This window comes from Pseudomonas sp. BR20 (assembly GCF_050780135.1).
Taxonomy (GTDB): Bacteria; Pseudomonadota; Gammaproteobacteria; order Pseudomonadales; family Pseudomonadaceae; genus Aquipseudomonas.
In genome coordinates this window covers 1,071,916-1,098,827 of record NZ_CP172012.1, presented here as the reverse complement: position 1 = coordinate 1,098,827, position 26,912 = coordinate 1,071,916, and the positions used below count along the sequence as shown (strand labels likewise).

26 protein-coding genes are annotated in these 26,912 nt (G+C 60.6%); 9 read left to right on the top strand and 17 right to left on the bottom strand.

Going from position 1 to position 26,912, the window contains the following annotated elements; all coding sequences use genetic code 11:
* Positions 1–48: 48 nt before the first annotated feature.
* Positions 49–1,074, top strand: coding sequence for an outer membrane protein assembly factor BamD (locus ACHPFG_RS04845; protein ID WP_131698489.1), 1,026 nt, complete (start codon positions 49–51; stop codon positions 1,072–1,074).
* A 126-nt stretch (positions 1,075–1,200) separates the two neighbouring features.
* Positions 1,201–1,434, top strand: a complete 234-nt coding sequence (locus ACHPFG_RS04840; RefSeq protein ID WP_027606845.1) for a PP0621 family protein — start codon at positions 1,201–1,203, stop codon at positions 1,432–1,434.
* Here the strand turns inward: ACHPFG_RS04840 and thiO are convergent.
* From thiO to pilV, 5 genes are all read right to left on the bottom strand, one after another.
* Positions 1,421–2,530: a glycine oxidase ThiO gene (gene thiO, locus ACHPFG_RS04835; RefSeq protein ID WP_431701735.1), complete on the bottom strand. Its 1,110-nt coding sequence runs from the start codon at positions 2,528–2,530 to the stop codon at positions 1,421–1,423. The two genes, ACHPFG_RS04840 and thiO, sit on opposite strands and share 14 nt — an antisense overlap.
* Positions 2,531–2,592: 62 nt before the next feature.
* On the bottom strand, positions 2,593–2,994 hold the full coding sequence (locus tag ACHPFG_RS04830) for a type IV pilin protein (RefSeq protein ID WP_431701734.1): 402 nt from the start codon (positions 2,992–2,994) through the stop codon (positions 2,593–2,595).
* An 11-nt stretch (positions 2,995–3,005) separates the two neighbouring features.
* On the bottom strand, positions 3,006–3,533 hold the full coding sequence (locus ACHPFG_RS04825; protein WP_431703438.1) for a pilus assembly PilX family protein: 528 nt from the start codon (positions 3,531–3,533) through the stop codon (positions 3,006–3,008).
* A gap of 10 nt (positions 3,534–3,543) precedes the next feature.
* The gene (locus tag ACHPFG_RS04820; protein ID WP_431701733.1) at positions 3,544–4,245 is read right to left on the bottom strand and encodes a prepilin-type N-terminal cleavage/methylation domain-containing protein; all 702 of its coding nucleotides are present in this window, start codon (positions 4,243–4,245) and stop codon (positions 3,544–3,546) included.
* Positions 4,242–4,727 (bottom strand): type IV pilus modification protein PilV, encoded by a 486-nt coding sequence (gene pilV / locus ACHPFG_RS04815; protein WP_431701732.1) that lies wholly within the window; start codon positions 4,725–4,727, stop codon positions 4,242–4,244. Before pilV ends, ACHPFG_RS04820 begins: the two co-directional genes overlap by 4 nt.
* Positions 4,728–4,931: 204 nt before the next feature.
* On the opposite strand from pilV, the gene ACHPFG_RS04810 reads away from it, so the two are divergent.
* Entirely contained in the window at positions 4,932–5,513 is a 582-nt protein-coding gene (locus ACHPFG_RS04810; protein WP_431701731.1) for a GspH/FimT family pseudopilin, read from the top strand.
* On the opposite strand, the gene ispH is transcribed toward ACHPFG_RS04810, so the two are convergent.
* From ispH to murJ, 6 genes are all read right to left on the bottom strand, one after another.
* Entirely contained in the window at positions 5,467–6,414 is a 948-nt protein-coding gene (ispH, locus tag ACHPFG_RS04805; protein WP_027606852.1) for a 4-hydroxy-3-methylbut-2-enyl diphosphate reductase, read from the bottom strand. The two genes, ACHPFG_RS04810 and ispH, sit on opposite strands and share 47 nt — an antisense overlap.
* A gap of 126 nt (positions 6,415–6,540) precedes the next feature.
* A complete protein-coding gene (fkpB, locus tag ACHPFG_RS04800) occupies positions 6,541–6,978 on the bottom strand; it encodes an FKBP-type peptidyl-prolyl cis-trans isomerase (RefSeq protein ID WP_174244855.1) in 438 nt (145 codons plus the stop codon).
* A gap of 7 nt (positions 6,979–6,985) precedes the next feature.
* Positions 6,986–7,498, bottom strand: coding sequence for a signal peptidase II (gene lspA, locus ACHPFG_RS04795; RefSeq protein ID WP_131698498.1), 513 nt, complete (start codon positions 7,496–7,498; stop codon positions 6,986–6,988).
* Complete coding sequence (gene ileS / locus ACHPFG_RS04790) at positions 7,491–10,322, bottom strand: isoleucine--tRNA ligase (RefSeq protein ID WP_431701730.1); 2,832 nt, start codon at positions 10,320–10,322, stop codon at positions 7,491–7,493. The genes lspA and ileS overlap by 8 nt, the downstream gene beginning before the upstream one ends.
* Positions 10,323–10,336: 14 nt before the next feature.
* The gene (gene ribF, locus ACHPFG_RS04785) at positions 10,337–11,275 is read right to left on the bottom strand and encodes a bifunctional riboflavin kinase/FAD synthetase (protein ID WP_167654708.1); all 939 of its coding nucleotides are present in this window, start codon (positions 11,273–11,275) and stop codon (positions 10,337–10,339) included.
* 119 nt (positions 11,276–11,394) lie between these two features.
* Positions 11,395–12,933, bottom strand: coding sequence for a murein biosynthesis integral membrane protein MurJ (gene murJ / locus ACHPFG_RS04780; protein ID WP_131698501.1), 1,539 nt, complete (start codon positions 12,931–12,933; stop codon positions 11,395–11,397).
* A 253-nt stretch (positions 12,934–13,186) separates the two neighbouring features.
* Between murJ and rpsT the strand changes: the two genes are divergently transcribed.
* Positions 13,187–13,465 (top strand): 30S ribosomal protein S20, encoded by a 279-nt coding sequence (gene rpsT / locus ACHPFG_RS04775; RefSeq protein WP_003188401.1) that lies wholly within the window; start codon positions 13,187–13,189, stop codon positions 13,463–13,465.
* 202 nt (positions 13,466–13,667) lie between these two features.
* On the opposite strand, the gene ACHPFG_RS04770 is transcribed toward rpsT, so the two are convergent.
* Positions 13,668–14,153 carry an FKBP-type peptidyl-prolyl cis-trans isomerase gene (locus tag ACHPFG_RS04770; protein ID WP_027606858.1) on the bottom strand — a complete coding sequence of 162 codons (486 nt, stop codon included), beginning with the start codon at positions 14,151–14,153 and terminating at the stop codon, positions 13,668–13,670.
* Between ACHPFG_RS04770 and ACHPFG_RS04765 the strand changes: the two genes are divergently transcribed.
* The 3 genes from ACHPFG_RS04765 to ACHPFG_RS04755 all read left to right on the top strand — a co-directional run bounded on the left by ACHPFG_RS04765 (position 14,122) and on the right by ACHPFG_RS04755 (position 17,518).
* Complete coding sequence (locus ACHPFG_RS04765; RefSeq protein WP_431701729.1) at positions 14,122–14,442, top strand: DUF3565 domain-containing protein; 321 nt, start codon at positions 14,122–14,124, stop codon at positions 14,440–14,442. The two genes, ACHPFG_RS04770 and ACHPFG_RS04765, sit on opposite strands and share 32 nt — an antisense overlap.
* A 79-nt stretch (positions 14,443–14,521) precedes the next feature.
* A complete protein-coding gene (pta, locus tag ACHPFG_RS04760; protein WP_053131777.1) occupies positions 14,522–16,621 on the top strand; it encodes a phosphate acetyltransferase in 2,100 nt (699 codons plus the stop codon).
* Positions 16,622–17,518 carry an acyltransferase gene (locus ACHPFG_RS04755; RefSeq protein WP_431701728.1) on the top strand — a complete coding sequence of 299 codons (897 nt, stop codon included), beginning with the start codon at positions 16,622–16,624 and terminating at the stop codon, positions 17,516–17,518.
* Positions 17,519–17,633: 115 nt separating this feature from the next.
* On the opposite strand, the gene cysN is transcribed toward ACHPFG_RS04755, so the two are convergent.
* From cysN to ACHPFG_RS04740, 3 genes are all read right to left on the bottom strand, one after another.
* Positions 17,634–19,532, bottom strand: coding sequence for a sulfate adenylyltransferase subunit CysN (gene cysN / locus ACHPFG_RS04750; RefSeq protein WP_431701727.1), 1,899 nt, complete (start codon positions 19,530–19,532; stop codon positions 17,634–17,636).
* Between the two features lie 9 nt (positions 19,533–19,541).
* On the bottom strand, positions 19,542–20,459 hold the full coding sequence (cysD, locus tag ACHPFG_RS04745; RefSeq protein WP_017137614.1) for a sulfate adenylyltransferase subunit CysD: 918 nt from the start codon (positions 20,457–20,459) through the stop codon (positions 19,542–19,544).
* Between the two features lie 136 nt (positions 20,460–20,595).
* Positions 20,596–21,354, bottom strand: a complete 759-nt coding sequence (locus ACHPFG_RS04740; protein ID WP_131698506.1) for a Nif3-like dinuclear metal center hexameric protein — start codon at positions 21,352–21,354, stop codon at positions 20,596–20,598.
* A 102-nt stretch (positions 21,355–21,456) separates the two neighbouring features.
* Between ACHPFG_RS04740 and algW the strand changes: the two genes are divergently transcribed.
* Both algW and ACHPFG_RS04730 read left to right on the top strand, forming a co-directional pair.
* Positions 21,457–22,611, top strand: a complete 1,155-nt coding sequence (algW, locus tag ACHPFG_RS04735; protein ID WP_339452488.1) for a Do family serine endopeptidase AlgW — start codon at positions 21,457–21,459, stop codon at positions 22,609–22,611.
* A 112-nt stretch (positions 22,612–22,723) separates the two neighbouring features.
* Complete coding sequence (locus tag ACHPFG_RS04730; RefSeq protein WP_431701726.1) at positions 22,724–24,820, top strand: TonB-dependent siderophore receptor; 2,097 nt, start codon at positions 22,724–22,726, stop codon at positions 24,818–24,820.
* Between the two features lie 89 nt (positions 24,821–24,909).
* Here ACHPFG_RS04730 and hemH read toward each other — a convergent pair whose 3' ends face one another.
* Entirely contained in the window at positions 24,910–25,935 is a 1,026-nt protein-coding gene (gene hemH, locus ACHPFG_RS04725; RefSeq protein WP_431701725.1) for a ferrochelatase, read from the bottom strand.
* Between the two features lie 15 nt (positions 25,936–25,950).
* On the bottom strand, positions 25,951–26,850 hold the full coding sequence (locus ACHPFG_RS04720; RefSeq protein WP_167654704.1) for a TIGR01777 family oxidoreductase: 900 nt from the start codon (positions 26,848–26,850) through the stop codon (positions 25,951–25,953).
* Between the last annotated feature and the right edge of the window lie 62 nt (positions 26,851–26,912).

Genomic DNA, 26,912 nt, shown 5'->3' with positions numbered 1-26,912 from the left:
AGGACGGCCCCGCCCAAGACAGCGGCCGTCATAGGGACGCAAGCCGCCATGCAAGTGAAACACCTGCTGCTGATCGCCATCCTCGCCATGACTGCTGCTTGCTCGTCAACAAAGGAAGTCGTCGACGAAAACCTGAGCGAAGTCGAGCTGTACCAACTGGCACAGAAAGACTTGGACAATAATAGCTACACCAGCGCCACAGCGAAGCTGAAGGCACTGGAGTCGCGTTATCCGTTCGGGCGCTACGCCGACCAGGCCCAGCTTGAGCTGATCTACGCCAACTACAAGAACGCCGAGCCGGAAGCGGCCAAGTCCGCCGCCGAGCGTTTCATCCGCCTGCACCCGCAACACCCGAACGTGGACTACGCCTACTATTTGAAGGGCCTGACCTCGTTCGACCAGGATGTTGGCCTGCTGGCGCGCTTCCTGCCGCTGGACATGACCAAGCGCGACCCGGGCGCCGCCCGCGACTCCTACAACGAGTTCGCCCAGCTGACCAGCCGCTATCCAAACAGCCGCTACGCGCCGGATGCCAAGCAGCGCATGATCTACCTGCGCAACCTGCTGGCGTCCTACGAAATCCACGTAGCCCACTACTACCTGACCCGTCAGGCTTATGTAGCCGCCGCCAACCGTGGTCGTTATGTCGTAGAAAACTTCCAGGAAACGCCGTCCGTGGGTGACGGCCTTGCGGTGATGACCGAGGCTTACCAGCGTCTGCACCTGGACGAGCTGGCCAACACCAGCCTGGAAACCCTGAAGCTCAACTACCCTGATCACCCGAGCCTGAAAGACGGCCAGTTCGTGCCTCAGGTTGCCGAAGCGGACAACCGTTCGTGGCTGAGCAAGTACACCCTGGGCCTGATCGAATCGCGTCCACCATTGCCGCCGGGTGAAACCCGCGCCAACCAGGACGTGATCAAGCAGTTCCAGGATGCCAAGGAAGCCATTCCTTCGGACCTCAAGCCGCATGACGAGAACGGCGACGTGATCGAGGAAGAAGAGCCGCAGGCCCTGGGCAACAACCAGGACCGCTCGTGGTTCAGCTACATGACCTTCGGTGTGTTCGACTGAGCCTGTCGACGCAACGCAAAAAAGGAGCCCCGAGGGGCTCCTTTTTTATGGGTTAGCATTATTGCGCTGTGCGCCTGCCACGTCCTTGGCTAAACTGGCGCACTACTTATCGAGAATCCGCCCATCATGCTTCGTCTTCTGTTCTGGATTGCCGTTATTGCTGCCGCGGTATGGTTCTGGCGCAAATTCAAAAGCCCGACCGCCAGGCAGCAACGCACCAGCGAGCCCGGTGCAGCATTGATGGTGCGTTGTGCACACTGCGGCGTGCACTTGCCACAGGATCGCGCCCTGAGTTCGCGCCAGGAGTGGTATTGCACCCAGGCGCATCTGGAGCAAGGACCGAAATCTATCCAGCGTTGATCCGACCTTCGGGGGCATAGGGTGCCGGGTCGATAATCGGAGCACGTTCCAGTAGCAAATCGACAAATAACTGGCACGATGCCGGCGCCAGGACCAACCCGTTGCGGTAATGACCGCAGTTGAGCCACAGCCCTTTAAAACCGGGGACCCGGCCGATATAGGGGATGCCTTCCGGCGAGCCGGGCCGCAAGCCGGCCCAATGCCCCACCACTTCGGCGTCGGCCAGGGCTGGAATAAGTTCCACAGCCGAGGCCTTGAGGCTTTCCAGCGCGGTGTCGGTAGGCGTCTTGTCGAACCCCTCATGTTCCAGCGTGCTGCCGATGAGAATGTGTCCGTCGCGTCGAGGGATCGCATAACGCCCTTTGGCCAGGACCATGCTCGACAGGAAGTCCGAGGCGCACTTGTACAAAATCATCTGCCCCTTGACCGGCTCCACCGGCAGCGCCAGTCCCAACGTGGCGAGCAACTCACCGCTCCACGCCCCCGCTGCGAGCACCACCTGATCCCCCAGAAGCGGCCCCTCTGCCGTATCCACGCCAACGACATTGCCGCCGTCCAGAATAAAACCGGTCACTTCACACTGTTCGTGAACGGTCACGGCAGGCAGCGCCAATAGCGCGGCCTTCAGGGATTTGACCAGGCGCGGATTGCGCACGTTGGCCACGTTGGCCATGTAGATTGCCTGGGAATACCCACCGCCCAGAACAGGGACAGCATCATGGGCGGCAGATACATTCACTTTGCTCAGGGGCCGGCCTTCACGGGCCGCCCAGTCCAGCGCCTCGGTTTCGTCGTCCAGGTCCAGCCAGTACAAGCCCGTGGTATGAACCTCCGGGTCGACACCGGTAGCGGCAAACAGCCGATCAGCCAGTTGCGGATAAAAATCCTGGGACCAATGGGCCAACGCTGTGACCGCCGGGCTGTAGCGCCACGGATAGAGTGGCGACACAATGCCCCCGCCCGCCCATGACGACTCCTGCCCGACACCGGCGCGCTCCAGCAGGGTTACAGCCTGCCCCTGGGTCGCCAGATTAAACGCCGTCAACAAGCCGATGACTCCGCCACCGACAATCACCACTTGCTGTTGCTTAGCCATCATTTGATCCAGCCGATAAATAGGAAAACGCGCACCCGGCGCCCAATCATCCAGCACCCTCATCATTGCCCCCAGCATATCTGGCGCGACATTTCAGGTGCCGCACCCGGATTGCCACGCGCACCAGTGCTGCCCAAGCTGAAGTCACCGCAAGGGTCGCCAGCCATCACCGAGTCAGCACCCGGCGTAGCGACCAGGTAGAAATCCTGAGGGTTCAACGCTGCGGTGATTCTATAGCGATGATTGCCCGTACTGACGCCGCTTGCGTCAATAAAAGTGCCGTTCCTCACATAAAAGCGCTCCAGATGCTGAGCTTGCTCAGTCAGCAGCGCGACAATTTCCGCGCGGTAGACCTTTTTCACATGGCCGGTGTACCCGGGATAAGCGATTCCGGCCAGAAATGCGATGATCGCCACGGCGATCAATAACTCGATCAGGGTAAAGCCCTGGCTGTCCTTGCCCATTCCAATGCTCCTTACTGAAGTTGCCGCCACGAAACCCGCCGAAACCGCGAGCCACTTTCCTCCTCCACCCGCGCATACACGCTCTCCAATACCGTGCGCGATTGGCCACTGAGCCCGACCGCTGTTATCCGGTACAACGTCGCCAGGGTTTGCGGCGGCACATGCGGCAGCCCTACACCCGGCCCCAGGGATTGAATACCGTAGAGCCCACCCTTGATGGCAACCCAGTTAACCGATGACACAGGATGGGGCCCGGCGCCCACCACCGAAAACGCTTCATCCGGTGGCCCGCAGGCAGCGATCGACGGGCATTGCGGCAAAGCCGCCCCCTTTCGCCTCACACCTTGCTCTCCAAGCCTCAAACCACTTTCTGCAGTTTGCAGCGACTGGTTGCGGTGCCACAGGCTGCCTGCGATCTTTTGCTGGGTTATCGCCCCCTCTATGGAAGACAGGCCGATCACCGACAACAGCAGCAAAAACACCAGGCTTATCAGCAGGACCATTCCCCGCTGCCGCGACAAAACACCTTCCGCCTGCATCATGGCCTCCCTACCCCACACGGTTTCGCAGCGCCGCCACGACGCTGTAGGTTTGATCTTTTACCCGCCCCGTCGGGTCTTGCAGCGTCATGCGGATGCGTACGCTGCGGATCAAGGATTCATCGGTTGGGATAGCGTCATAACGCACAACCCGAACGGATGCCGGGCTGGCAGCCACGCCGAAACTGACATCGAAAGCCCGTACGTTATCCACCAACACAGCCTTGGCCGGCGCGGCAGGCGTGCTGACCTTCAACTGGCCCGCCTCGAAGGTGTAGGTCAGTTGCCGAATCGCAAAACGAATCTGCCCGGGAGCAGGCGCAGGTGAGCTGCCTGAATAGGCTTGAGCGGTAGCAGTGCAGTCGGAGAGCACCGTCCAGTCAGGCCTGCCATCGCCGACATCGGCAGTGACCAGCGTCAGCGACTTTGAACTGCCCCCGGCACTCCAGCTGACAGGCCTTTCAAAGGCTGGCGGGGCGTTCTCGATAAAGACCGGGGCCAAACAGCCAAACATTCCCGCCTGGCGAATGTCCTGGATCATCTTGCCCAGTACAAACCGCGCATCATCCTGCAGCAACATGGCCGCCTGATGGCTGGCGTAGGTCACTCGGGAACTGATCAGCACTTGGCTCCCCCCCAGCACCAGCACTAAACCGACGACCAGGGCCAGCAACAATTCCACCAGGCTGAAACCTCTAACTCCATGTCTCATCGCATCACACCAGGCTCATTGTCGATGCGACTGGTCAGGGTGAAGGTTTCCCGCGCGCCAGGCCTATTTGCACCCCGGCTGTCATCCCAACTGATACTGACAGTCACTTCGTCTGCACTGACCGCCACGGAGCCTTTGGCACTGTCCCCGGCAAAACCGCGGATATTGGCCTGGAAATCATGTAGGTCCACATCACGCACGCTGGTGGTCGCAGTACTCGTCGGCGCCCGTTCGTCCCGGCGCAATGAATAGTCGGCGCCGGAATTGGCACGAATTCGGTCGAGCATATCGTAAGCGATGAAACTGGCCTGGCTGGTCATCCTCGAATTGTCGGTGTACTTGAGGGCGTTGAGCTGGAGCACCACCGCACCTAGCAGGCCGACGGCGAGAATCAGCACCGCCACCAGCACTTCGATCAACGTCGTGCCGATTTCATAACGAGGAAAAGCCAGGGGCGAACAGATTTTCAGGCAAGTAAGCATTACCGTCGTCATCCATGTCGAGGGCCGAAGAAAAACAGGAAAACCCTGCCGTGCGACACCAGACTAGCGTCGGTTTTTGACCGGCGCTGCCCACGGAACAAAGGGAAATACTTTGGACACAAAGGCCACCATTCGGTAACCCGAACTGGACGCTATACCTAGATTTCAACCCGCTATGCACACACGTCCACGGAGGGACGGCGTATGGAACAACGAGGTTTCACCCTGATCGAACTGCTGCTCGGACTGCTCGTGAGCGGCATCCTGGCGCACCTGGCCACCCCCAATTTCATGGGCCTGCTGGAATCACAGCAGCGACAAAGCGCCGCGCAATCACTGACGAACGGACTTCGCTTCGCGCGCACTGAAGCCATCGCGCGCAATCGGGCAGTGGTCATCCATGCACTGGACGATGACTGGAGCCAGGGTTGGCGGGTCATTTTGGATGTAAGTGGGCGCGGTCATCTGGACGACGACAACCCGGTGCTACTGGAACGCCAGGGCAGCGGTCGGGTGCCGATAGTCGGGAATGGACCGGTTAAAAGCCAAGTACGCTTCAGCGGGCTGGGCGAACCGGTATTTGCCGGGGGAGGTTTTCGTGCTGGCACTGTACACATCTGCGCCACGGACTCGCTGCAGAGCCTGCACCAGGTGGTGCTGGCGCCCAGTGGGCGCATCAGCCTGCGCAGCGATAGAGCCGAACAGGCGTTGTGCCGAAGTTACTTCGGCACCCTGGCATTCAGAGCAGCGAGCGAACCCGCAGCTCCTTGGGCATGGAGAAAGTGATGTTCTCTTCACGACCGGCCAACTCATCGGCGCCCGTTGCCCCCCAGGCATGCAACTGCTGGATGACGCCGCGCACCAGGACTTCCGGGGCCGAAGCGCCCGCCGTGATACCAATACGCTCGACACCATCGAACCAACTGCGCTGCATATCTTCAGCACCGTCGATCAGGTACGCCGGTGTCGCCATGCGTTCGGCCAATTCGCGCAGGCGGTTGGAGTTGGAGCTGTTGGGGCTGCCGACCACCAGCACTACATCGCATTCATCGGCCAACTGCTTGACTGCATCCTGGCGGTTTTGGGTGGCATAGCAGATGTCGTCCTTGCGTGGCCCACCAATGGCCGGGAAGCGGCTGCGCAGCGCGTCAATCACGCGGCTGGTGTCATCCATGGACAAAGTGGTCTGGGTCACGAATGCCAAACGCTCAGGGTTGTGAACCTGCAAGCTGGCGACGTCTTTTTCGTCTTCCACAAGGTAGATGGCGCCACCATTACTGCCGTCATATTGGCCCATGGTGCCTTCGACTTCCGGGTGCCCGGCGTGGCCGATCAGGATGCATTCACGACCGTCCCGGCTGTAGCGCGCGACCTCGATATGTACCTTGGTGACCAGCGGACAGGTGGCGTCGAATACTTTCAGGCCACGGCCAGCCGCTTCGGTACGTACGGCCTGGGAAACACCGTGGGCGCTGAAGATAACGATAACGTCGTCCGGCACCTGCTCCAGTTCTTCGACAAAGATGGCGCCACGTGCACGCAGGTCTTCGACCACGAACTTGTTATGGACGACCTCATGGCGCACATAAATCGGCGGCCCGAAGACTTCCAGGGCGCGGTTGACGATTTCGATCGCCCGGTCCACGCCGGCGCAGAAGCCACGGGGGTTGGCGAGTTTGATTTGCATGCTGTGCCTCGTGTCTGGCGCTTGGTCAGAGTTGATGCTAGTGAACTGACAATGGAGATCAAAGGAGGGAGGGGGCTTGCCCCCTCCCTCCCCGGCCCGATCCCACATTTTAGATCGGGGCGTTGATCAAAGTGCTTTAACGTCGAAGATTTCAACGTCGAACGTCAAGGTTTTACCGGCCAACGGGTGGTTGAAGTCGATGGTTACTTGCGCGTCATCGAAGGTTTTGACCACACCAGGCAGCTCGGTATTCGCCGCATCGTTGAAAATCACCAGCAGGCCTTCCGACAGGTCCATGTCCTGGAACTGCGAACGCGGGATGATCTGCACGTTTTGCGGGTTGGGCTGGCCAAAGGCGTTTTCCGGCAGAATCTGCAGGGTGCGCTTGTCGCCGGCCTTGAAACCGAACAGTGCCGCTTCAAAACCCGGCAGCAGGTTGCCGTCGCCGACCTTGAAGGTCGCCGGGGCTTTGTCGAACGTGCTGTCAACCGTGTCGCCATTCTCCAGGCGCAGTGCGAAATGCAAGGTGACTTCCGTGTTCTGGCCGATGCGTTGCTCAGCCAATACCTGATCAGTCATTGACGGTCTCTCCGGTTTTCTTACTTTTGAACATGTCCAGCGCCAGCATGATTGCGCCGACGGTGATGGCGCTGTCGGCAAAATTGAACGCCGGGAAGTAATGGCGGTTCTGCCAATGCACCAGGATGAAGTCGATCACATGGCCCAGGGCAATACGGTCGTACAGGTTGCCCAGCGCGCCGCCCAGTACCAGGGCCAAGGCGATGGCCAGCCAGGTTTCATCGCGGCCCAGGCGTTTGAGCCAGACCACGAGCACCGCGCTGACCACCACGGCGATCAGCGCGAACAGCCAGCGCTGCCAGCCGCCACCGTCAGCCAGGAAGCTGAAAGCGGCACCGGTGTTGTAGGCCAGGGTCCAGCTGAAGTAATCCGGGATCACCACGATTTGCTGGAACATTTCCAGGGAGCCCTCGAAGTGAGCCTTGCTGACCTGGTCAATGACCAAGACCAGCACGCTCAGTACGAGCCAGCCCAGACGTCCGAAACGACTGGCTGCATTAGGCATAGTGGCGAACCTCGCCTTCACCGGAGATGTTGTCGACGCAACGACCGCAGATTTCCGGATGCTCAGGGTTCACCCCGACATCTTCCCGGCAGTGCCAGCAACGGGCGCACTTAGGGAAGGCCGACTTGACCACTTTGAGCTTGAGGCCCGGTACTTCAGTGGCCACGGCGTCCGCCGGTGCCTGGGCAAACGGTGCCAGGCTCGCAGTGGAAGTGATCAACACGAAGCGCAGCTCGTTGCTCAACTTGGTCAGGTCGGCAGTCAGGCCTTCCTCGGCAAAGAGGGTGACTTCGGCCTGGAGGTTGCCACCGACGGCCTTGGCCGCACGCTGAACCTCCAGCTCCTTGTTCACCGCAACCTTGACGGCCATTACGCCTTCCCAGTACTCGCGACCCAGTTCGAAGTCGGCCGGCAGTTCGGTCAAGCCTTCGTACCAGGTGTTGAGCATGACGGACTCGTTACGCTCGCCCGGCAGGTATTCCCACAGTTCGTCGGCGGTGAAGGCCAGGATCGGTGCGATCCAGCGCACCAGCGCTTCGGAGATGTGGTACAGCGCGGTCTGCGCCGAACGGCGGGCCTTGCTGTTGGCACCAGTGGTGTACTGGCGATCCTTGATGATGTCGAGGTAGAAACCACCCAGCTCCTGCACGCAGAAGTTGTGGATCTTCGAGTACACGTTCCAAAAGCGGTATTCGCCGTAGTGCTCTTGCAACTCGCGTTGCAGCAACAGGGTACGGTCCACAGCCCAACGGTCCAGGGCAAGCATGTCCTCGGCCGGCAGGATGTCGGTGGCCGGGTTGAAACCGGTCAGGTTCGACAGCAGGAAGCGTGCGGTATTACGGATACGGCGGTAGGCGTCGGCGCTACGGGCCAGGATCTGGTCCGACACGGCGATCTCGCCCGAATAATCGGTCGACGCCACCCACAGGCGCATGATGTCGGCACCCAGCGTGTCATTGATCTTTTTCGGTTCGATCACGTTCTTCAGCGACTTGGACATCTTGCGGCCCGTCTCGTCGACGGTGAAGCCGTGGGTCAGCAGCTCGCGGTACGGCGCGTGGTTGTCGATAGCGCAACCGGTCAGCAACGAGGAATGGAACCAGCCACGGTGTTGGTCGGAGCCTTCCAGGTACAGGTCGGCACGCGGGCCGGTCTCGTGGCCCATCGGGTGCGAGCCGCGCAGCACGTGCCAGTGGGTGGTGCCCGAGTCGAACCATACGTCCAGAGTGTCGCTGATCTTGTCGTACAGCGGTGCCTCGTCGCCCAGCAGCTCGGTAGCATCCAGCTTGAACCAGGCTTCGATACCTTCCTGTTCGACACGCTGGGCCACCACTTCCATCAGTTCGACGGTACGTGGGTGCAGCTCACCGCTTTCCTTGTTAAGGAAGAACGGGATCGGCACACCCCAGTTGCGTTGACGGGAGATGCACCAGTCCGGACGGTTGGCGATCATCGAATGCAGGCGCGCCTGACCCCAGGCCGGTACGAACTTGGTGTCTTCGATGGCCTTGAGCGAGCGCACACGCAGGGTGTCGCCGCTGGTCGGCTCTTTGTCCATGCCGATAAACCATTGCGCGGTGGCGCGGTAGATCAGCGGGGTCTTGTGACGCCAGCAGTGCATGTAGCTGTGCTTGATGGTGTCGGTTTGCATCAGTGCACCGACTTCACGCAGCTTGTCGATGATCGGCTGGTCGGCCTTGAAGATGAACTGGCCGCCGAAGAATTCCAGCGACGGCACGTAAACACCGTTGCTTTGCACCGGGTTGATGATCTCATCGTTGACCATGCCGTACTTTTTGCAGATCACGAAGTCGTCCACGCCATAGGCGGGCGAGCAGTGAACCACACCGGTACCCGAACCCAACTCGACGTAGTCAGCCAGGTACACCGGCGACAGACGGTCATAGAAAGGGTGACGGAAGTTGATCAGCTCCAGCGCGGAACCGGTAGTGGTGGCAATCACCGAACCTTGCAGCTCGTAGCGAGCCAGGCACGCTTCGACCATTTCCTCGGCCAACACCAGCAGGCGATCACCGACGTCCACCAGGGCGTAGGTGAATTCCGGGTGCACGTTCAGAGCCTGGTTGGCGGGAATGGTCCACGGGGTAGTGGTCCAGATCACGATGGCAGCCGGTTTGCTCAGGCTTGCCAGGCCAAACGCCTGGGCCAGCTTGGCGTCGTCGGCAATCGGGAAGGCTACGTCGATGGTCGAGGACTTCTTGTCTTCGTATTCGACTTCCGCTTCAGCCAGGGCCGAGCCGCAATCGAAGCACCAGTTCACAGGCTTGAGGCCCTTGAACACGAAACCGACCTTGACGATTTCGGCCAAGGCACGGATTTCACCGGCCTCGTTCTTGAAGCTCATGGTTTTGTACGGGTTGTCCCACTCGCCCAGCACACCCAGGCGGATGAATTCGGACTTCTGCCCTTCGATCTGCTCGGCAGCGTAGGCACGGCACAGTTCTCGGGTTTTATCGGCACCCAGGTTCTTGCCGTAGGTCACTTCGACCTTGTGTTCGATCGGCAGGCCGTGGCAGTCCCAACCCGGGACATAAGGCGCGTCGAAGCCCGAAAGGGTTTTCGAGCGCAGGATCATGTCCTTGAGAATTTTGTTCAGCGCATGACCGATGTGAATCGTGCCGTTGGCATAAGGAGGGCCGTCGTGCAGGACGAATTTCGGACGATCCTTGCCAATTTCGCGCAACTTTCCGTACAGGCCAATACTGTCCCAGCGCTGCAGGATCTGCGGTTCGCGCTGTGGCAGGCCGGCCTTCATTGGGAAGGCGGTGTCCGGAAGGTTTAGCGTGGCTTTATAGTCGGTCATTTAAGGCTCTTCGGTTAGCGATGGGCGCTAGGTGCGGCTAGTGCACGGGCGGCGGCGACATCCGCATTGATCGCCGTTTTCAACGCCTCAAGCGAGGCGAAACGCTGCTCTTCACGCAGCTTCTGGTGGAAAACCACCGTCAAACGCCGGTCATACAGATCACCGGCAAAATCCAAAAGGTGAACTTCCAGGTGGGCCTTGCCATCACCTGCAACCGTGGGCCTGACGCCTATGTTGGCGACTCCCGGCCACGACTGGCCGTCGATGTCGACGCTCACCAGGTAAACCCCGGTCAGCGGCACACGGCGGCGCTTGAGTTGCACGTTGGCGGTTGGCGTGCCCAGTTGGCGCGCCAGCTTCTGGCCGTGCAGTACCCGCCCGGCAATGCGGAACGGGCGACCGAGCAAACGCTCGGCCAAGGCGAAGTCGGCAGCGGCCAGGGCGTTACGCACCTGGGTGCTGCTCACGCGCAGGCCATCCAGTTCGACGGTTTGCGCGGCTTCGACGGTAAAACCCTGGGTGATACCGGCGTGTTGCAGGAATTCGAAATCCCCGACCCGGTCGCAACCAAAACGGAAGTCGTCGCCGACCTCCAAATGCTGTACGCCCAGGCCATCTACCAGTATGCGGTCGACGAACTCGGCAGCGCTGAGACTTTGCAAACGCTGGTTGAAAGCCAGGCAGAGGACGCGGTCCACGCCTTCTTCGGCCAGCAGCTGCAGCTTGTCCCGTAGGCGGGCCAGACGGGCCGGTGCCGTTTCCGGGGTGAAATATTCCCGCGGCTGTGGCTCGAAAATCACCACGCAGCTGGGTACGTCCAACTCGACCGCACGCTCGCGCAGCCGGGCCAGGATAGCCTGGTGACCACGGTGAACACCGTCAAAGTTGCCAATAGTGGCGACGCAGCCCCGATGCTCAGGGCGCAGGTTGTGGAGACCTCGAACCAGCTGCATAACGCGCTTCTTGCTCATAAAGTGGTCGATTATAACCACACCCGGCCCCGGACGACAGGCAACAGCGCAGGGCAAATGGATCGAATCGATAAAACAACCGTTTTATCGCGACAAACTCTCTAACTCAACGACTTGCGATTGAAATCCCGCAGGCGGAAGCCCTGCAGCAGCAACATCCCGAAGTACACCACCACACCGGCCACCACCAACATGCCCAGGCGCATGAAGCGCTCCAGCATATGGCCTTCATCCCAGGCCGGCATGAAGTGCATCAGGCCGAGCAATACCGCCGACATCATCGCAACAGCCACCAGCAACTTGAGGGCGAACATGCCCCAGCCAGGCTGAGGCTGGAACATCTGTTGTTTACGCAGTTGATAAAACAGCAGGCCGGCATTGATGCAGGCTCCAGCACTGATGGCCAGGGCCAGGCCGGCATGGGCCAGCGGGCCGATAAACACCAGGTTGAGCAGTTGCGTGACTATCAGGGTGAAGATCGCGATCTTTACCGGGGTGCGGATGTTTTGCTGGGCATAGAAACCAGGCGCCAACACCTTGATCACGATGATGCCGAGCAGGCCGACGGAATAAGCCACCAGCGCATGCTGAGTCATCAACGCATCATGGGCATCGAATTGCCCGTATTGGAACAGCGACACTGTCAGCGGCTCGGCCAGGATCCCCAAGGCCAGTGCGCACGGCAATACCAGGACGAAGCACAGGCGCAGCCCCCAGTCGAGGATGCGCGAGTATTCCTGGCGATCCTTGCTGGCGTAGGTGCGCGCCAGCGTCGGCAGCAAAATGGTGCCCAGGGCCACGCCCAGCACGCCGGACGGTAACTCCATGAGGCGGTCGGCGTAATACATCCACGACACCGAGCCGGATACCAGCAACGAGGCGAACGCGGTGTTGATGATCAGGGAAATCTGGCTCACCGACACGCCAAGGATCGCCGGCAACATATTGCGCATCACGCGCCAGACGCCGGTGTCCTTGAGGTTCAGGCGCGGCAATACGAGCATGCCGATCTTTTTCAGGTGCGGCAGTTGGTAGAGCAACTGCGCCAGGCCCCCGGCCAGCACGGCCCAGCCAAGGGCCATGACCGGCGGATCGAAGTAAGGTGTCAGGAACAGGGCAAAGATAATCATGCTGACGTTAAGCAGCGTCGGCACGAACGCCGGTACCGAGAAACGGTTCCAAGTGTTGAGGATCGCACCGGCCAGGGATGACAGCGAGATCAGCAATATATAAGGAAAGGTCACTCGCAACAGATCAGTGGTCAGCGCGAATTTTTCCGGCGTATTGGCAAAACCCGGCGCCGTGGCCCAGATCACCCAAGGCGCGGCGAGCATGCCGACGATGGTCACCAGCATCAGCACCAGGGTCAGCAGGCCCGAGACGTAGGCAATGAAGGTACGAGTCGCCTCCTCCCCCTGCTGGGTCTTGTACTCGGCCAGAATCGGCACGAACGCCTGGGAAAACGCGCCCTCGGCAAAGATCCGCCGCAGCAGGTTGGGCAGTTTAAATGCAATAAAGAACGCATCCGTGGCCATGCTGGCGCCAAAAATACGCGCCAGCAGGGTGTCACGCACAAACCCCAAAACCCGGGAGATCATCGTGATAGAGCTGACGGCGGCCAACGATTTGAGCAGATTCATTGAAAGAGTTTGCGCCTATAGATAAAGAGCAGGCGAACTAAGCGCCTACTTATGCGATACTGCGCGCCTGCAACAGCACAGCGCCAAAGCTCGCGAGTTTACAGGTCAAGCGCCGGAAATAAATCACCCGCCTCTTCAGATCGACCACTCAGCAGTTCGCATCAGCCGGCCTTGACAACACATCAAGTCATCGGCATGATTCGCGGCCTATTTTGTTTGCTATTTCCTAAAAAGTCTTTCGAGGAGCTCGACGGTGGCCAACACACCTTCCGCCAAAAAACGTGCAAAACAGGCTGAGAAGCGTCGCAGCCACAACGCCAGCCTGCGTTCCATGGTTCGTACCTACATCAAGAATGTAGTTAAAGCCATCGACACCAAAGACGCTGAAAAAGCTCAAGCAGCTTACGTTCTGGCTGTGCCAGTTATCGACCGTATGGCCGATAAAGGCATCATCCACAAGAACAAGGCCGCTCGTCATAAGAGCCGCCTGAATGGCCACATCAAGGCTCTGAGCGTTCCTGCTGCAGCCTAAGTGGTAGCAACTGCAACGCAACCCCGGTTGCGAAACAGTTAAGAAATGCCCCATACCGAAAGGTCTGGGGCATTTTTGTTTGTGCCTGAAAATACACCACGATCAAAATGTGGGAGGGGTATCCGGTAGAGATTTTCAAGCGCACAAAAAAACGCCCCGAACCAGTCGGGGCGTTTTTGCTACCACTTGATCAAAACATCAATCAATGGTGATGACCGCCTTCACCGTGGACGTGACCGTGGGCCACTTCTTCCTGGGAAGCGTCGCGGATGGCAACGATCTTCACTTGGAAGTTCAGGCGCTGGCCAGCCAGAGGGTGGTTGCCGTCGACGGTGACGTCGTCGCCGTCCAGATCACGGATGGTGACGATCTGCATTTGACCGTCCGGCGCGGAAGCGTGGAACTGCATGCCCACTTCCAACTCATCAACACCTTCGAACATGCTGCGGCTCAGGGTGCTGACCAGTTCGGCGGAGTATTCGCCGTAGGCATCTTCAGGTTCTACGGCAACGGTCAGCTCATCACCAACGCTCTTGCCTTCCAGAGCCTTTTCCAGGCCTGGGATGATGTTACCTGCGCCTTGCAGGTAGACCAGCGGCGCGCCGCCGGCTGAGCTGTCGATGACCTCACCAGCGTCGTTGGTCAGGGTATAGTCGATGGAGACAGCCTTGTTAGCGGCGATCGTCATGGGGCGAGACCTTTTGCATAAGAATGAAGAACGGACAAGTCTAAACAAGGATTTGCCCGAAAGCGAACAGAACCCGGACGGACGGGGCCGATCAACGGCATCCTTGATCATCGGTTTCCACCAGGACGAGGAGGGTCACTGGATTGCCGAGCTGTCTTGCGGCCACACCCAGCACCTGCGCCACCAGCCTCCGTGGCAGTCCCGCGCCTGGGTTCTGGACCCCGCGCAGCGCCTGGGAAAAATAGGCCGGCCCTTTGCCTGCGGCTGGTGTGCGCAAGCGCCCGAATAACGATAACCTTGGCACCTGATTCCCGGCAGGCACTCAACCATAGAGCGCCACCGAAGCCATGCACCTCCAGAGAATTCGCATGCAGACTTTTTTTATCGCGCCCACCGATTTTGGTGTGGGCCTGACCTCCATCAGCCTTGGGCTGGTGCGTACCCTTGAGCGAGCCGGCCTGAAAGTCGGTTTCTTCAAGCCGATTGCCCAGCCGCACCCTGGCGATACCGGCCCTGAGCGCTCCACTGAACTGATAGCGCGCACCCACGGACTGAAACCACCACAGCCCCTGGGCCTGGCTCACGTGGAGCGGATGCTCGGCGACGGCCAGCTCGACGAGTTGCTCGAAGAAATCATCACCCTCTATCAGCAAGCCGCCGTGGGCAAGGACGTGCTGATCGTCGAAGGCATGGTACCGACCCGCAGCGCCAGCTATGCGGCCCGGGTCAACCTGCACCTGGCCAAGAGCCTGGATGCGGAAGTGATCCTGGTTTCTGCCCCGGAAAACGAAGTGCTCACTGAACTCTCCGGCCGCGTGGAATTGCAGGCCCAACTGTTCGGCGGCCCGAAAGACCCGAAAGTGCTCGGCGTGATCCTGAACAAGGTGCGCACCGACGAAAGCATGGAAGCCTTCTCGGCGCGCCTCAAGGAGCATTCGCCCTTGCTGCGCAGCGGTGACTTCCGCCTGCTCGGCTGCATTCCTTACCAGCCGGAACTCAACGCGCCGCGCACCCGCGACGTGGCCGACCTGATGGGCGCGCAGATCCTCAACGCCGGCGACTACGAAACCCGGCGCATGACCAAGATCATCATCTGCGCCCGCACCATGCGTAACACCGTGGAGTTGCTCAAGCCCGGCGTGCTGGTGGTGACCCCCGGCGACCGTGACGACATCATCCTCGCCGTCAGCCTGGCCGCGATCAACGGCGTGCCCCTGGCCGGCCTGCTGCTGACCAGCGATACCCTGCCCGACCCGCGCATCATGGAGCTGTGCCGCGGCGCCTTCCAGGCTGGGCTGCCAGTTTTGTCGGTGAGTACCGGTTCCTACGAAACCGCCAACCTGCTCAACAACCTCAACAAGGAAATCCCCATTGATGACCGCGAGCGCGCGGAGATCATCACCGATTTCGTCGCCAGCCACCTCGACGCGCGCTGGCTGCACCAGCGCTGCGGCACGCCACGGGAGATGCGCCTGTCGCCGGCGGTGTTCCGCTACCAGTTGATCCAACGCGCCCAGGCTGCCAACAAACGCATTGTGCTGCCCGAGGGCAGCGAGCCGCTGACCGTGCAAGCCGCCGCCATTTGCCAGGCAAGGGGCATCGCGCGCTGCGTGCTGCTGGCCAAGCCGGCTGACGTGGAAGCCGTCGCGCGCGCCCAAGGCATCGAATTGCCCGAAGGCCTGGAGATTCTCGACCCGGACCTGATTCGCCAGCGCTACGTCGAGCCCATGGTTGCCCTGCGCAAGAGCAAGAGCCTGAATGCGCCGATGGCCGAGCAGCAACTGGAAGACACCGTGGTGATCGCCACCATGATGCTCGCACTGGATGAAGTGGACGGTCTGGTCTCCGGGGTTATCCACTCTACCGCCAACACCATTCGCCCGGCCTTGCAACTGATCAAGACCGCACCGGGCTGCACCCTGGTGTCATCGGTATTCTTCATGCTGTTCCCCGAGCAGGTGCTGGTCTACGGCGACTGCGTGATGAACCCGCACCCAAGTGCCGCCGAGCTGGCGGAAATCGCCTTGCAAAGCGCCGACTCGGCCGCCGCCTTCGGCATCACCCCGCGCGTGGCGATGATCAGCTACTCCAGCGGCGACTCGGCCAGCGGTGAGGAAGTGGAGAAGGTCCGCGAAGCCACCCTGCTCGCTCATGAGCAGCAAAGCTCACTGCTGATCGATGGCCCCCTGCAATACGACGCCGCCGCCAACGAAACCGTCGCCCGCCAACTGGCCCCCGACAGCCTGGTCGCCGGTAAAGCCACCGTGTTCGTGTTCCCGGACCTGAACACCGGTAATACCACGCACAAGGCCGTGCAACGCAGTGCCGATTGCGTCAGCCTGGGGCCGATGCTCCAAGGCCTGCGCAAACCGGTCAACGACCTGCCTCGTGGCGCCCAGGTCGACGACATCGTGTACACCATCGCGCTGACTGCGATCCAAGCCGCCAACCGACCTATGGATATCTAAATGCTGGATTTTCTACCTGCCGCCGTACGCGGGGTGATCGCGTCCTTGTTGCTGGCGCTGAACACGATCCTGCTGTGTTCGTTCCTGTTTGTCGTGGCGCTGTTCAAGGCCCTGCCCTTCGCCAAACGCTTCAGTGAATGGCTGATGAACCACACCCATGAAGCCTGGGTCACCAACAACAAGGGTTGGATGAACCTGGTGCGCAGCACCCGCTGGCACCTTAAAGGCCTTGAAGGCCTGGACTACCAGCACTCGTATCTCGTCACCAGCAACCACCAGAGCTGGGTCGACATCATGGTCCTGCAATACGTGCTCAATCGACGCATTCGCCCGCTGAAGTTCTTCCTCAAGCAGGAGTTGATCTGGGTGCCGGTGATTGGCTTGGCGTGGTGGGCGTTGGGCTTTCCGTTCATGAAGCGCTACACCAAGGCCTACCTGGAGAAGCACCCGGAGAAGAAAGGCAAAGACCTGGAAACCACCCGCAAGACCTGTGCGAAGTTTCGCAACAACCCGGTGGGCATTTTCAACTTTGCCGAAGGCACGCGCTTTACGCCGGGCAAGCACGCACAGCAGAAGTCGCCGTTTCGCTACCTGCTCAAGCCCAAGGCGGGTGGTATCGCGTTTGTGCTGGATGCCATGGGGGAACAGCTGAAATCACTGGTCAACGTGACCATTCACTACCCTGGCGGACGCCCTGGGTATTGGGATTTGCTGTGCGGGAATGTGAAGGAAGTAGTGGTGCAGTTTGAAGAGGTGCAGATTCCGGCCGAGTTTATCGGCAAGAATTATGAGCAGGATGGGGAGTATCGGTTGGCGTTCCAGGGGTGGATCAACCAGCTGTGGGAAACCAAGGATGCGTTGCTGGACCGCCTTCACAAAGATTTTCCAGACAAATGATGAACAAAATGTGGGAGGGGGCTTGCCCCCGATAGAGGTGGATCAGTGACAGATGTACTGACTGACACACTGCTATCGGGGGCAAGCCCCCTCCCACATTTGACTGCAGCGAGGTTTAGATCGCGCCGCGCTGACGCAACAGCTCCAGCACTTGCTTGACACTGTCTTCCAGCGACAAGGCCTGGGTGTCGATTACCAGGTCGGCATTCAACGGCACGTCGTACGGGAAGGATTCGCCAGGGATGTTATCCCCACCCGCCGCGTACAGGCCCTGCGGATCACGCTCGGCACACACCAGCGGCGAGGCCTGCACGTACACGGTCAGCAGGCGGTCGCTGCCAATCAGCGCCTTGGCCTGTTCACGGCCTTCGGCATCCGGGGCGACAAACGCGGCCAGGGTCAGCAGGCCGGCTTCGTTGAACTGACGCGCCACGTGAGCGGCACGACGCCAGTTCTCGGTACGTCCGGCACGGTCCTGCGGCAACCCTTTGTTCAGGTCGTGACGCAGGTTCTGGCCATCCAGCACAAACACCGCGCGGCCCATGTCGAACAGCTTGCGCTCGACCGCATAGGCCAAGGTGCTCTTGCCCGCGCCTGACAAGCCGCTGAACAACACTGTGGCCGGCTGCTGGCCGAAACGCTGGGCGCGCTCCTCGGTGGCGACATGGGCCAACTTGCCATGATGGGCCGCACTGCCGTGGGTAATCGGCGGTGCGATGATCATGCCGGCGCCCACGGTGCCGTTGGTCAAGCGATCGATGACGATAAACGCACCGGTGGTGCGGTTGCTGTCGTAGCCATCCAATGCGATGGCGGCGTCGAGGCTGACCTTGACCCGGCCGATTTCGTTCAACTGCAGCGAACTCGCCGGGCCTTCGGCCAGGGTGTTCACGTCCACACGGTGCACGATGCTGGTGATGGAACCCGGCACGTAGCTGGTGGCGCGCTTGATGTCATATTTCTTGCCCGGCAGCATCGGTTCTTCGGCCATCCACACCAGCATGGCGTCGAAGGCGTCGGCCACTTGCGGCACATTGTCGGCATGCACCAGCAGGTCGCCACGGGAGATGTCGATCTCGTCTTCCATGGTCAGGGTCACGGCCTGGCCGGGGCCGGCGTGCTCCAGCTCACCTTCGAAGGTGACGATGGATTTGACGCGGCTGCTCTTGCCCGACGGCAGCACCACGACGTCGTCGCCCTTATGCACGATGCCGCTGGCCAGGGTGCCGGCAAACCCACGGAAGTTCAGGTTCGGACGGTTGACGTACTGCACCGGGAAACGCAGGTCGGTGTAGTTGCGGTCGTTGGCGATCTCGACGGTCTCGAGGATCTCCATCAGCGACTGGCCGGTGTACCACGGCGAGTGCTCGCTCTTGTTCACCACGTTGTCGCCCTTGAGCGCCGACATCGGCACGAATGCCATGGTGCTCGGCTTGAAGGCGATGCCCTCGGCGAACTTCAGGTAATCGGCCTTGATCGACTCGAACACGCTTTGATCAAAGCCATTGATGTCCATCTTGTTGACGGCGATCACGATGTGCTTGATGCCCAGCAACGAGGCGATATAGCTGTGGCGACGGGTCTGGGTCTGCACGCCGTAGCGGGCGTCGATCAGGATGATCGCCAGGTCACAGGTGGATGCACCGGTGGCCATGTTGCGGGTGTACTGCTCATGGCCGGGGGTGTCGGCGATGATGAATTTGCGCTTGGCGGTGGAGAAGTAGCGGTAGGCGACATCGATGGTGATGCCCTGCTCACGCTCGGCCTGCAGGCCGTCGACCAGCAACGCCAGGTCGATGTCGTCACCGGTGGTGCCGGACTTTTTCGAGTCACGGGTGATGGCTTCCAGGTGATCTTCGTAGATCATCTTGGAGTCGTGCAGCAGGCGCCCGATCAGGGTGCTCTTGCCGTCGTCGACGTTGCCACAGGTCAGGAAGCGCAACATTTCCTTGCGCTCGTGCTGGCCCAGGTAGGCGAGGATGTCCTCGCTGATCAAATCAGATTGATGCGACATGACAGCCCCTTAGAAATAGCCTTGACGTTTTTTATCTTCCATTGAGCCTGCACCATCGTGGTCGATGACACGGCCCTGGCGCTCGGAAGTTCGCGTCAGGAGCATTTCCTGAATGATGTCCGTCAGCGTCTCGGCTTCGGACTCCACCGCGCCCGTCAACGGGTAGCAGCCAAGGGTACGGAAACGTACTTTCTTTTTGACGATTCGGGCTTTGTCTTCGTCGGAAAGGTGCTCGAGGATGCGGTCGTCGTCGATCATGATCAACGTGCCGTTCTTCTCGATGACATCGCGTTCGGCGGCGAAGTACAGCGGCACGATCGGGATGCCTTCCAGGTAGATGTACTGCCAGATGTCCAGCTCGGTCCAGTTGGACAGCGGGAACACACGGATCGACTCACCCTTGTTGACGTTGCCGTTGTAGACGTTCCAAAGCTCCGGGCGCTGGTTCTTCGGGTCCCAGCGGTGCTTGCTGTCGCGGAACGAGTACACGCGCTCTTTGGCACGGGATTTCTCTTCATCGCGACGGGCACCGCCGAAGGCAGCGTCGAAACCATGCTTGTCCAAGGCCTGCTTGAGGCCTTCGGTCTTCATGATGTCGGTGTGCTTGGCGCTGCCGTGGGTGAACGGGTTGATGCCCTGCGCCACGCCGTCCGGGTTGACGTGGGTGATCAGGTCCAGGCCCAGCTCTTCGACCATTTTGTCGCGGAACTTGTACATTTCCTGGAATTTCCAGCGGGTGTCGACGTGCATCACCGGGAACGGCAGCTTGCCCGGGAAGAAGGCCTTGCGCGCCAGGTGCAGCATCACGGCGGAGTCTTTACCGATCGAGTAGAGCATCACCGGGTTATCGAACTCGGCGGCGACCTCGCGGATGATGTGGATGCTTTCCGCCTCCAGCTGTTTCAGATGCGTCAGTTTGTCGACCATGGTTACTCACGGAAAAACGATCTTATGGACGGCCAGCGGGCCGTGTTCGAGCGGGGCATGCTAGCACAGCACCTTCTTCTATTCAGGGCGCCAGCTAGATCGAAACGGTATATCAATATGCCCCAAGGTTTGGCCGTCAAATCGGGTTGGGGCAATCGATGAACAGATGCTCCAAGGCAAAGCGCCGCGCCAGGTAGTCGCCCAGCGCCTGTACGCCGTAACGCTCGGTGGCGTGGTGGCCGGCGGCGATAAAGCTGATGTCGTTTTCCCGGGCGCTGTGGAAGGTTTGCTCGGAGGCTTCACCGCTCAGGAACAAGTCGACGCCGGCGGCGATGGCGTTGTCGATGTAACCCTGGCCGCCACCGGTGCACCAGCCGACGCGGCGGATCATCTGGCTGCCTTCGATCAGCAGCGGCTCGCGGCCCATCACATCCTGCACACGCCGGGCGAAGTCGCGGGGCGACAGCGGTTCGGCGAGCGAGCCGACCAGACCGACGATCTTGGGGTTGCTCGGGTCCAGTGGGCCTTCGACGGTGACTTCCAGCTGTCGGGCGAGTTGCACGTTGTTGCCAACGTCGGGGTGCAGGTCCAGCGGCAGGTGGTAGGCCAACAGGCTGATGTCGTGCTTGAGCAGGGTTTTCAGGCGGCGTTGCTTCATGCCGGTGATACAGGGGTTTTCGCCTTTCCAGAAATAACCGTGGTGCACCAGGATCAAATCGGCCTGGGCTTCGACGGCCGCGTCCAGCAGGGCCTGGCTGGCGGTCACGCCGCTGACGATGCGCATCACTTGCGGCCGCCCCTCGACCTGCAGGCCATTGGGGCAATAATCGGCAATTTTTGCGCTGCCAAGGTAGCGGTCCGCTTCCTCGACGAGGGTGGTAAGGGGGACGGCCATAAAAGACTCCTAAATATCCCGTTCCGAGGCGCTCGCAGCCTCGTATAATGCGCGACATTATGGGCGCTCTCCCGCCCCCTGCAACCTGTCAGGACTTACTTGATGCTCAAGGCACTGCGTTTTTTTGGATGGCCATTGCTGGCTGGCGTGCTGATCGCGATGCTGATTATTCAGCGTTATCCCCAGTGGGTGGGCTTACCCACCTTTGATGTCAACCTGCAACAGGCGCCGCAGACCAGCTCGGTGGTGCAAGGCCCGGTGACTTACGCGGACGCGGTGGTCATCGCCGCTCCGGCCGTGGTCAACCTGTACACCACCAAGGTCATCAACAAGCCGGCCCATCCGTTGTTTGAAGATCCGCAGTTTCGCCGTTATTTCGGTGACAACGGGCCCAAGCAGCGCCGCATGGAGTCCAGCCTGGGTTCCGGGGTGATCATGAGCCCCGAAGGCTACATCCTCACCAATAACCACGTGACCACCGGCGCCGACCAGATTGTGGTGGCCCTGCGTGACGGCCGCGAAACCCTGGCCCGCGTGGTGGGCAGCGACCCGGAAACCGACCTCGCGGTCCTGAAGATCGATTTGAAAAGCCTGCCTTCCATCACCCTCGGCCGCTCCGATGGGCTGCGGGTGGGTGATGTGGCACTGGCCATCGGCAACCCGTTCGGGGTGGGCCAGACGGTGACCATGGGCATCATCAGCGCCACAGGGCGTAACCAGTTGGGGCTGAACAGCTACGAAGATTTCATCCAGACCGACGCGGCGATCAACCCGGGCAACTCCGGCGGCGCACTGGTGGATGCCAATGGCAACCTGACCGGCATCAACACGGCGATTTTCTCCAAGTCCGGCGGTTCCCAGGGCATCGGCTTTGCGATCCCGGTGAAGCTGGCGATGGAAGTGATGAAGTCGATCATCGAGCACGGCCAGGTAATTCGCGGCTGGCTGGGGATTGAAGTGCAGCCGCTGACCAAGGAACTGGCCGAGTCGTTTGGCCTGACCGGGCGCCCTGGCATCGTGGTCGCCGGGATCTTCCGCGATGGCCCGGCACAGAAAGCCGGCCTGCAGTTGGGGGATGTGATCCTCAGCATCAACGGCGAACCGGCCGGTGATGGGCGCAAGTCGATGAACCAGGTGGCGCGGATCAAGCCGACCGACAAGGTGGCGATCCAGGTGATGCGCAACGGTAAAGAAATCAAGCTGCTGGCGGAAATCGGCCTGCGCCCACCGCCTGCACCGGTCAAGGAAGAGGAATAAATCACCTCGGCAGGTACCCGTTCGCGGGTACCTGTAAGCTCATGTTTCAGAGCAGAAGCATTCTCATTGGACATGTTATATTGTTTCAATATCGCCATTTGAACGCTCTATCATGCCGTCTCGAAAGTTTGCCCCCCTGGCTGGCCTGGCCTTGGGTTTGTTGCTGGACCCCGCCTTTGCCGAAGACAATACCGTTGAGCTGGACGCCATCAGCGTCACCACCGACGCCTATGAATCCGCCACCGGCCCGGTCAACGGCTACCGCGCCACCCGTTCTGCCAGCGCGACTAAAACCGACACCGCCCTTCGCGACATCCCACAGTCCATCAGCGTGATTCCCGCCTCGGTACTCACGGACCTAGGCAGCACCAGCGTGGAACGCGCCCTGGAGTTCGCCGGCGGCGTGTCCAAGCAGAACAACTTTGGCGGCCTTACCCTCTATGAATACAGCGTGCGCGGTTTCACCACGTCGGAGTTCTACCAGGACGGTTTCAGCGCCAACCGTGGCTATCCGAGCACGCCGGACGCGGCCAATATCGAACGTATCGAAGTGCTCAAGGGCCCGGCAGCCAGCCTGTATGGCCGTGGTGATCCCGGCGGCACCGTGAATATCGTCACCAAAAAGCCTCAGCCTGAAGCCTTCACCACCCTGCAAACCAGCGCCGGCAGTTGGGATCGCTATCGCACCGCCTTGGACGTCAACACGCCACTGGACAGCGAGGGCAACCTGCTGTCGCGGGTCAACCTGGCGGTGGAAGACAACAACAGCTTCCGCGATCACGTCGAGAGCAAGCGCGTATTTGTCGCGCCCTCATTCAGCTGGCAGCTGGACCCGGACACCCGCCTGCTGGTGGAAAGCGAATTCGTACGCCACAGCTCCACCTTCGACCGGGGCATCGTCGACGCCCCCGGCGTATCGCGCTCCACTTTCCTCGGCGAACCCAACGACGGCGATATCGACAACCACAACAACCGCATCCAGGCCACCCTTGAGCATCACCTCAACGACGCCTGGAAACTGCGCCTGGCCAGCCATTACAAGCAAGGCAGCCTGTGGGGCGACGCCTCGGAAAACGGCGCGCTGAACGCCGACGGCCACACCCTCAACCGCCGTTACCGCGAACGTTCCATGGGTTGGCATGACAGCATCACCCAACTGGAACTGCGCGGCCTGTTTGAGATTGGCAGTTGGCAACATGAACTGCTGGTCGGCACCGAGTACGAGGATTACCGCAAGAAGGAGCGCGTCACCGCCATTGCCGGCAGCCTCTACCCCATCGACCTCTACAACCCGGTCTACGGCCAGCCCAAAGCCAACGGCGAACGTTCCGGCACCGACTTCTTCGAACAGACCAAAAGCCAGGCGCTGAACCTGCAAGACCAGATCATCTTCACCGACCGCCTGCGCGGCATGGTCGGCGCGCGCCTCGAGCACTTCGAACAAAGCACCGACGACTTCACCCGAAACCACGCCAAGAGTCGGCAAACCCACGACGCACTTACCCAGCGCGCCGGCCTGCTCTACCAACTGACGCCAGAGGTCGGCGTATTCGCCAACGCCTCCACCTCGTTCAAACCCAACAGCGGCCTGGACGCCACCGGTAAGACCTTCAAGCCCGAAGAAGGCGTGGGCTATGAGGTGGGGATCAAGAGCGAGCTGTTCGACGACCGCCTCAGCGCCACCCTCGCCGCCTTCCATATCGAAAAGGAAAACGTGCTGGCCCTGGACCCGGCCACCAATACCAACCGCGCCATGGGCAAGGCACGCAGCCAGGGCTTCGACCTGCAACTGACAGGACAACTGACCGATGCCGTACGCGTGATCGGCGCCTTTGCCTACATCGATGCCGAAGTGACCAAGGGTGATAAAGCTATTCCTGCGGGCAGCCGCATCCTCGGCGTGGCCAAGCGCAGCGGCAGTCTGTTGGGGGTGTATGAATTCCAGGAAGGTGCGCTGCGCGGTTCAGACCTGGGCGCGGCGTTCACCTATGTAGGGGATCGCTCGGGTGAAGCGGGCAGTCGCTTTGAGCTGCCCGCCTACCACACCGTCGATTTGCTGGCCCATTACAAGGCCACGCAGAACGTCACCGTGGGTCTGAACCTCAACAACCTGTTCGATGAAAAGTACTACGAGCGGTCCTACAGCAATTACTGGGTCAATCCCGGCGAGCCGCGCAACCTCACCGTCAGCCTGACCCTCAACCTCTAACCGCCCCTTGCTCGCGAAGCACCTGAGAGCGGCGCATGACCCCAGATGCACTGCGTTATCGTTAACGACCTTCGCGAGCAAGCTCGCGCCTACAGTGACAGCGGTGCTCTTTCGCAGAGGGTATTGAGCGCCGCCGCCCATTGCGGGTCATCATTGAGGCATGGCACCAGCACCAACTCCTCACCGCCCGCCTCGCGGAATTGCTCCCGACCACGATCACCGATCTCTTCCAGGGTCTCGATGCAATCGGCAACAAACGCGGGGCACATCACCAGCAGCTTTTTCACCCCTTGCTGGGCCAGCGCTTCCAGGCGTGCCTCGGTGTAGGGTTCGATCCATTTCGCGCGACCCAGGCGCGATTGGAACGCCACTGACCATTTGTCATCGGGCAAGCCCAGGCGCGCAGCGAAATCCCGGGCAACGGTGAAGCATTGCGCGCGGTAGCAGGTAGCGAGCACCTCAGGCGAGGCATTCTTGCAGCAGTCCGCGTCCTTGAAACAGTGCGCACCGGTAGGGTCGAGCTTTGTCAGATGGCGCTCGGGCAAGCCGTGGAAGCTCAGCAGCAAGTGGTCGTAATGCGCGTCTATATAAGGTCGGGCGCTGGCTGCCAACGCATCGAGGTATTCCGCCTGATCGTAGAACGGCTGCAGGATCGAGAACTGTACGTTGAGCTTTTTGTCACGCACCACCCGCTTGGCTTCCTCAATCACCGTGGTCACGGTGCTGTCGGCAAATTGCGGGTACAAGGGCGCCAGCGTGACCTTTTGAATACCTTGGGCGGCCAACCGCGTGAGGGTCGTTTCCAGGGAAGGCTCGCCATAACGCATCGCCAACTCCACGGGCCCCTGGGTCCACTGCGCGTTCATCTGCTGCTGCAGGCGACGACTGAGTACCACCAGCGGCGAGCCCTCGTCCCACCAGATCGAGGCGTAGGCATGGGCAGACTGCTCGGGGCGCTTGATCAGGATCAGCGATACCAGCAAGCGCCGCACCGGCCACGGCAGGTCGATTACATAAGGGTCCATCAGGAACTGATTGAGGTAGCTGCGCACATCGGCCACCGAAGTGGACGCCGGTGAGCCCAGGTTGACCAGTAACAACGCGTGATCCGTCATGCAACATCCTATCTCTTAGAGGCGGCTGGAAACGTCGTCCAAAGCCGCACGCAACTCAGTGAACTGGAAAGTGAAACCGGCCGCCACCAGGCGTTCGGGCAATGCTTTCTGGCCGCCCAGCAACAAGCCGGACAACTCGCCCAAACCCACCTTCAACGCAAAGGCCGGCATCGGCATGAACGCCGGGCGATGCAGCACCTGGCCCAATGTCTTGGCGAACTCGCGGTTACGCACCGGGTGCGGCGCGCAGGCATTATAAGGACCGCTGGCGTCATCCTTGTGCAGAAGAAAATCAATCAGGGCGATTTGATCCCTGATATGCACCCACGGCATCCACTGCCGCCCGTTGCCGATAGGCCCGCCCAGCCCGAGCTTGAACGGCAGCAACAGGCGCGACAAAAAGCCGCCCTCGGCCGCCAGCACCAGGCCGGTACGCACCAACACCACGCGGATGCCCATCGCTTCGGCACGCTGAGCGGTTTCTTCCCAGGCGATGCACAGTTGGCTGGGGAAATCGTCCTGTACCGGCCCGCTGGCCTCGGTCAGTTCGCGCTCGCCACCGTCGCCGTACCAGCCCACCGCCGAACCGGAAACCAGCACCGCCGGTTTCTGCGCCTGGCTTTCGAGCCAGGCCAGCAGGGTTTCGGTCAAGCCGATGCGGCTACTCCAGAGCAACGCCTTGCGTTTGTGGGTCCAGGGACGGTCAGCAATCGGCGCACCCGCCAGGTTAACCACCGCGTCCACCGCGCCAATCACCTCCTCCAGACGACTCACGCCCAGCACCGTTGCACCGCACAACCGGGCGACGTCTTCAGGATGACGGCTCCACACCGTCAGGCGATGACCTTGGGCAATCCAGTGTTGGCAGAGTTGGCGACCGATCAGGCCGGTACCGCCGGTCAGCAAAATATGCATGGGACGCTCCTCATGTAACGTTCGCCGCCGATCACTAGTCTATTTTATAAGCAGGGATCAAT

Excerpts from the sequence above, each read along its gene's own strand:
- thiO (WP_431701735.1), bottom strand. The coding sequence starts at position 2,530 with ATGGCTAAGCAACAGCAAGTGGTGATTGTCGGTGGCGGAGTCATCGGC.
- algW (WP_339452488.1), top strand. The coding sequence starts at position 21,457 with ATGCTCAAGGCACTGCGTTTTTTTGGATGGCCATTGCTGGCTGGCGTG.
- murJ (WP_131698501.1), bottom strand. The coding sequence starts at position 12,933 with ATGAATCTGCTCAAATCGTTGGCCGCCGTCAGCTCTATCACGATGATC.
- ispH (WP_027606852.1), bottom strand. The coding sequence starts at position 6,414 with ATGCAAATCAAACTCGCCAACCCCCGTGGCTTCTGCGCCGGCGTGGAC.
- ACHPFG_RS04730 (WP_431701726.1), top strand. The coding sequence starts at position 22,724 with ATGCCGTCTCGAAAGTTTGCCCCCCTGGCTGGCCTGGCCTTGGGTTTG.
- ACHPFG_RS04825 (WP_431703438.1), bottom strand. The coding sequence starts at position 3,533 with ATGCAGGCGGAAGGTGTTTTGTCGCGGCAGCGGGGAATGGTCCTGCTG.
- ACHPFG_RS04820 (WP_431701733.1), bottom strand. The coding sequence starts at position 4,245 with ATGAGACATGGAGTTAGAGGTTTCAGCCTGGTGGAATTGTTGCTGGCC.
- ACHPFG_RS04720 (WP_167654704.1), bottom strand. The coding sequence starts at position 26,850 with ATGCATATTTTGCTGACCGGCGGTACCGGCCTGATCGGTCGCCAACTC.
- ACHPFG_RS04765 (WP_431701729.1), top strand. The coding sequence starts at position 14,122 with ATGGAGACAGCCTTGTTAGCGGCGATCGTCATGGGGCGAGACCTTTTG.
- pta (WP_053131777.1), top strand. The coding sequence starts at position 14,522 with ATGCAGACTTTTTTTATCGCGCCCACCGATTTTGGTGTGGGCCTGACC.
- hemH (WP_431701725.1), bottom strand. The coding sequence starts at position 25,935 with ATGACGGATCACGCGTTGTTACTGGTCAACCTGGGCTCACCGGCGTCC.
- cysD (WP_017137614.1), bottom strand. The coding sequence starts at position 20,459 with ATGGTCGACAAACTGACGCATCTGAAACAGCTGGAGGCGGAAAGCATC.
- ACHPFG_RS04830 (WP_431701734.1), bottom strand. The coding sequence starts at position 2,994 with ATGGGCAAGGACAGCCAGGGCTTTACCCTGATCGAGTTATTGATCGCC.
- ribF (WP_167654708.1), bottom strand. The coding sequence starts at position 11,275 with ATGCAGCTGGTTCGAGGTCTCCACAACCTGCGCCCTGAGCATCGGGGC.
- lspA (WP_131698498.1), bottom strand. The coding sequence starts at position 7,498 with ATGCCTAATGCAGCCAGTCGTTTCGGACGTCTGGGCTGGCTCGTACTG.
- ACHPFG_RS04755 (WP_431701728.1), top strand. The coding sequence starts at position 16,622 with ATGCTGGATTTTCTACCTGCCGCCGTACGCGGGGTGATCGCGTCCTTG.
- cysN (WP_431701727.1), bottom strand. The coding sequence starts at position 19,532 with ATGTCGCATCAATCTGATTTGATCAGCGAGGACATCCTCGCCTACCTG.
- ileS (WP_431701730.1), bottom strand. The coding sequence starts at position 10,322 with ATGACCGACTATAAAGCCACGCTAAACCTTCCGGACACCGCCTTCCCA.
- ACHPFG_RS04740 (WP_131698506.1), bottom strand. The coding sequence starts at position 21,354 with ATGGCCGTCCCCCTTACCACCCTCGTCGAGGAAGCGGACCGCTACCTT.
- ACHPFG_RS04845 (WP_131698489.1), top strand. The coding sequence starts at position 49 with ATGCAAGTGAAACACCTGCTGCTGATCGCCATCCTCGCCATGACTGCT.
- ACHPFG_RS04810 (WP_431701731.1), top strand. The coding sequence starts at position 4,932 with ATGGAACAACGAGGTTTCACCCTGATCGAACTGCTGCTCGGACTGCTC.
- pilV (WP_431701732.1), bottom strand. The coding sequence starts at position 4,727 with ATGCTTACTTGCCTGAAAATCTGTTCGCCCCTGGCTTTTCCTCGTTAT.
- ACHPFG_RS04770 (WP_027606858.1), bottom strand. The coding sequence starts at position 14,153 with ATGACGATCGCCGCTAACAAGGCTGTCTCCATCGACTATACCCTGACC.
- ACHPFG_RS04840 (WP_027606845.1), top strand. The coding sequence starts at position 1,201 with ATGCTTCGTCTTCTGTTCTGGATTGCCGTTATTGCTGCCGCGGTATGG.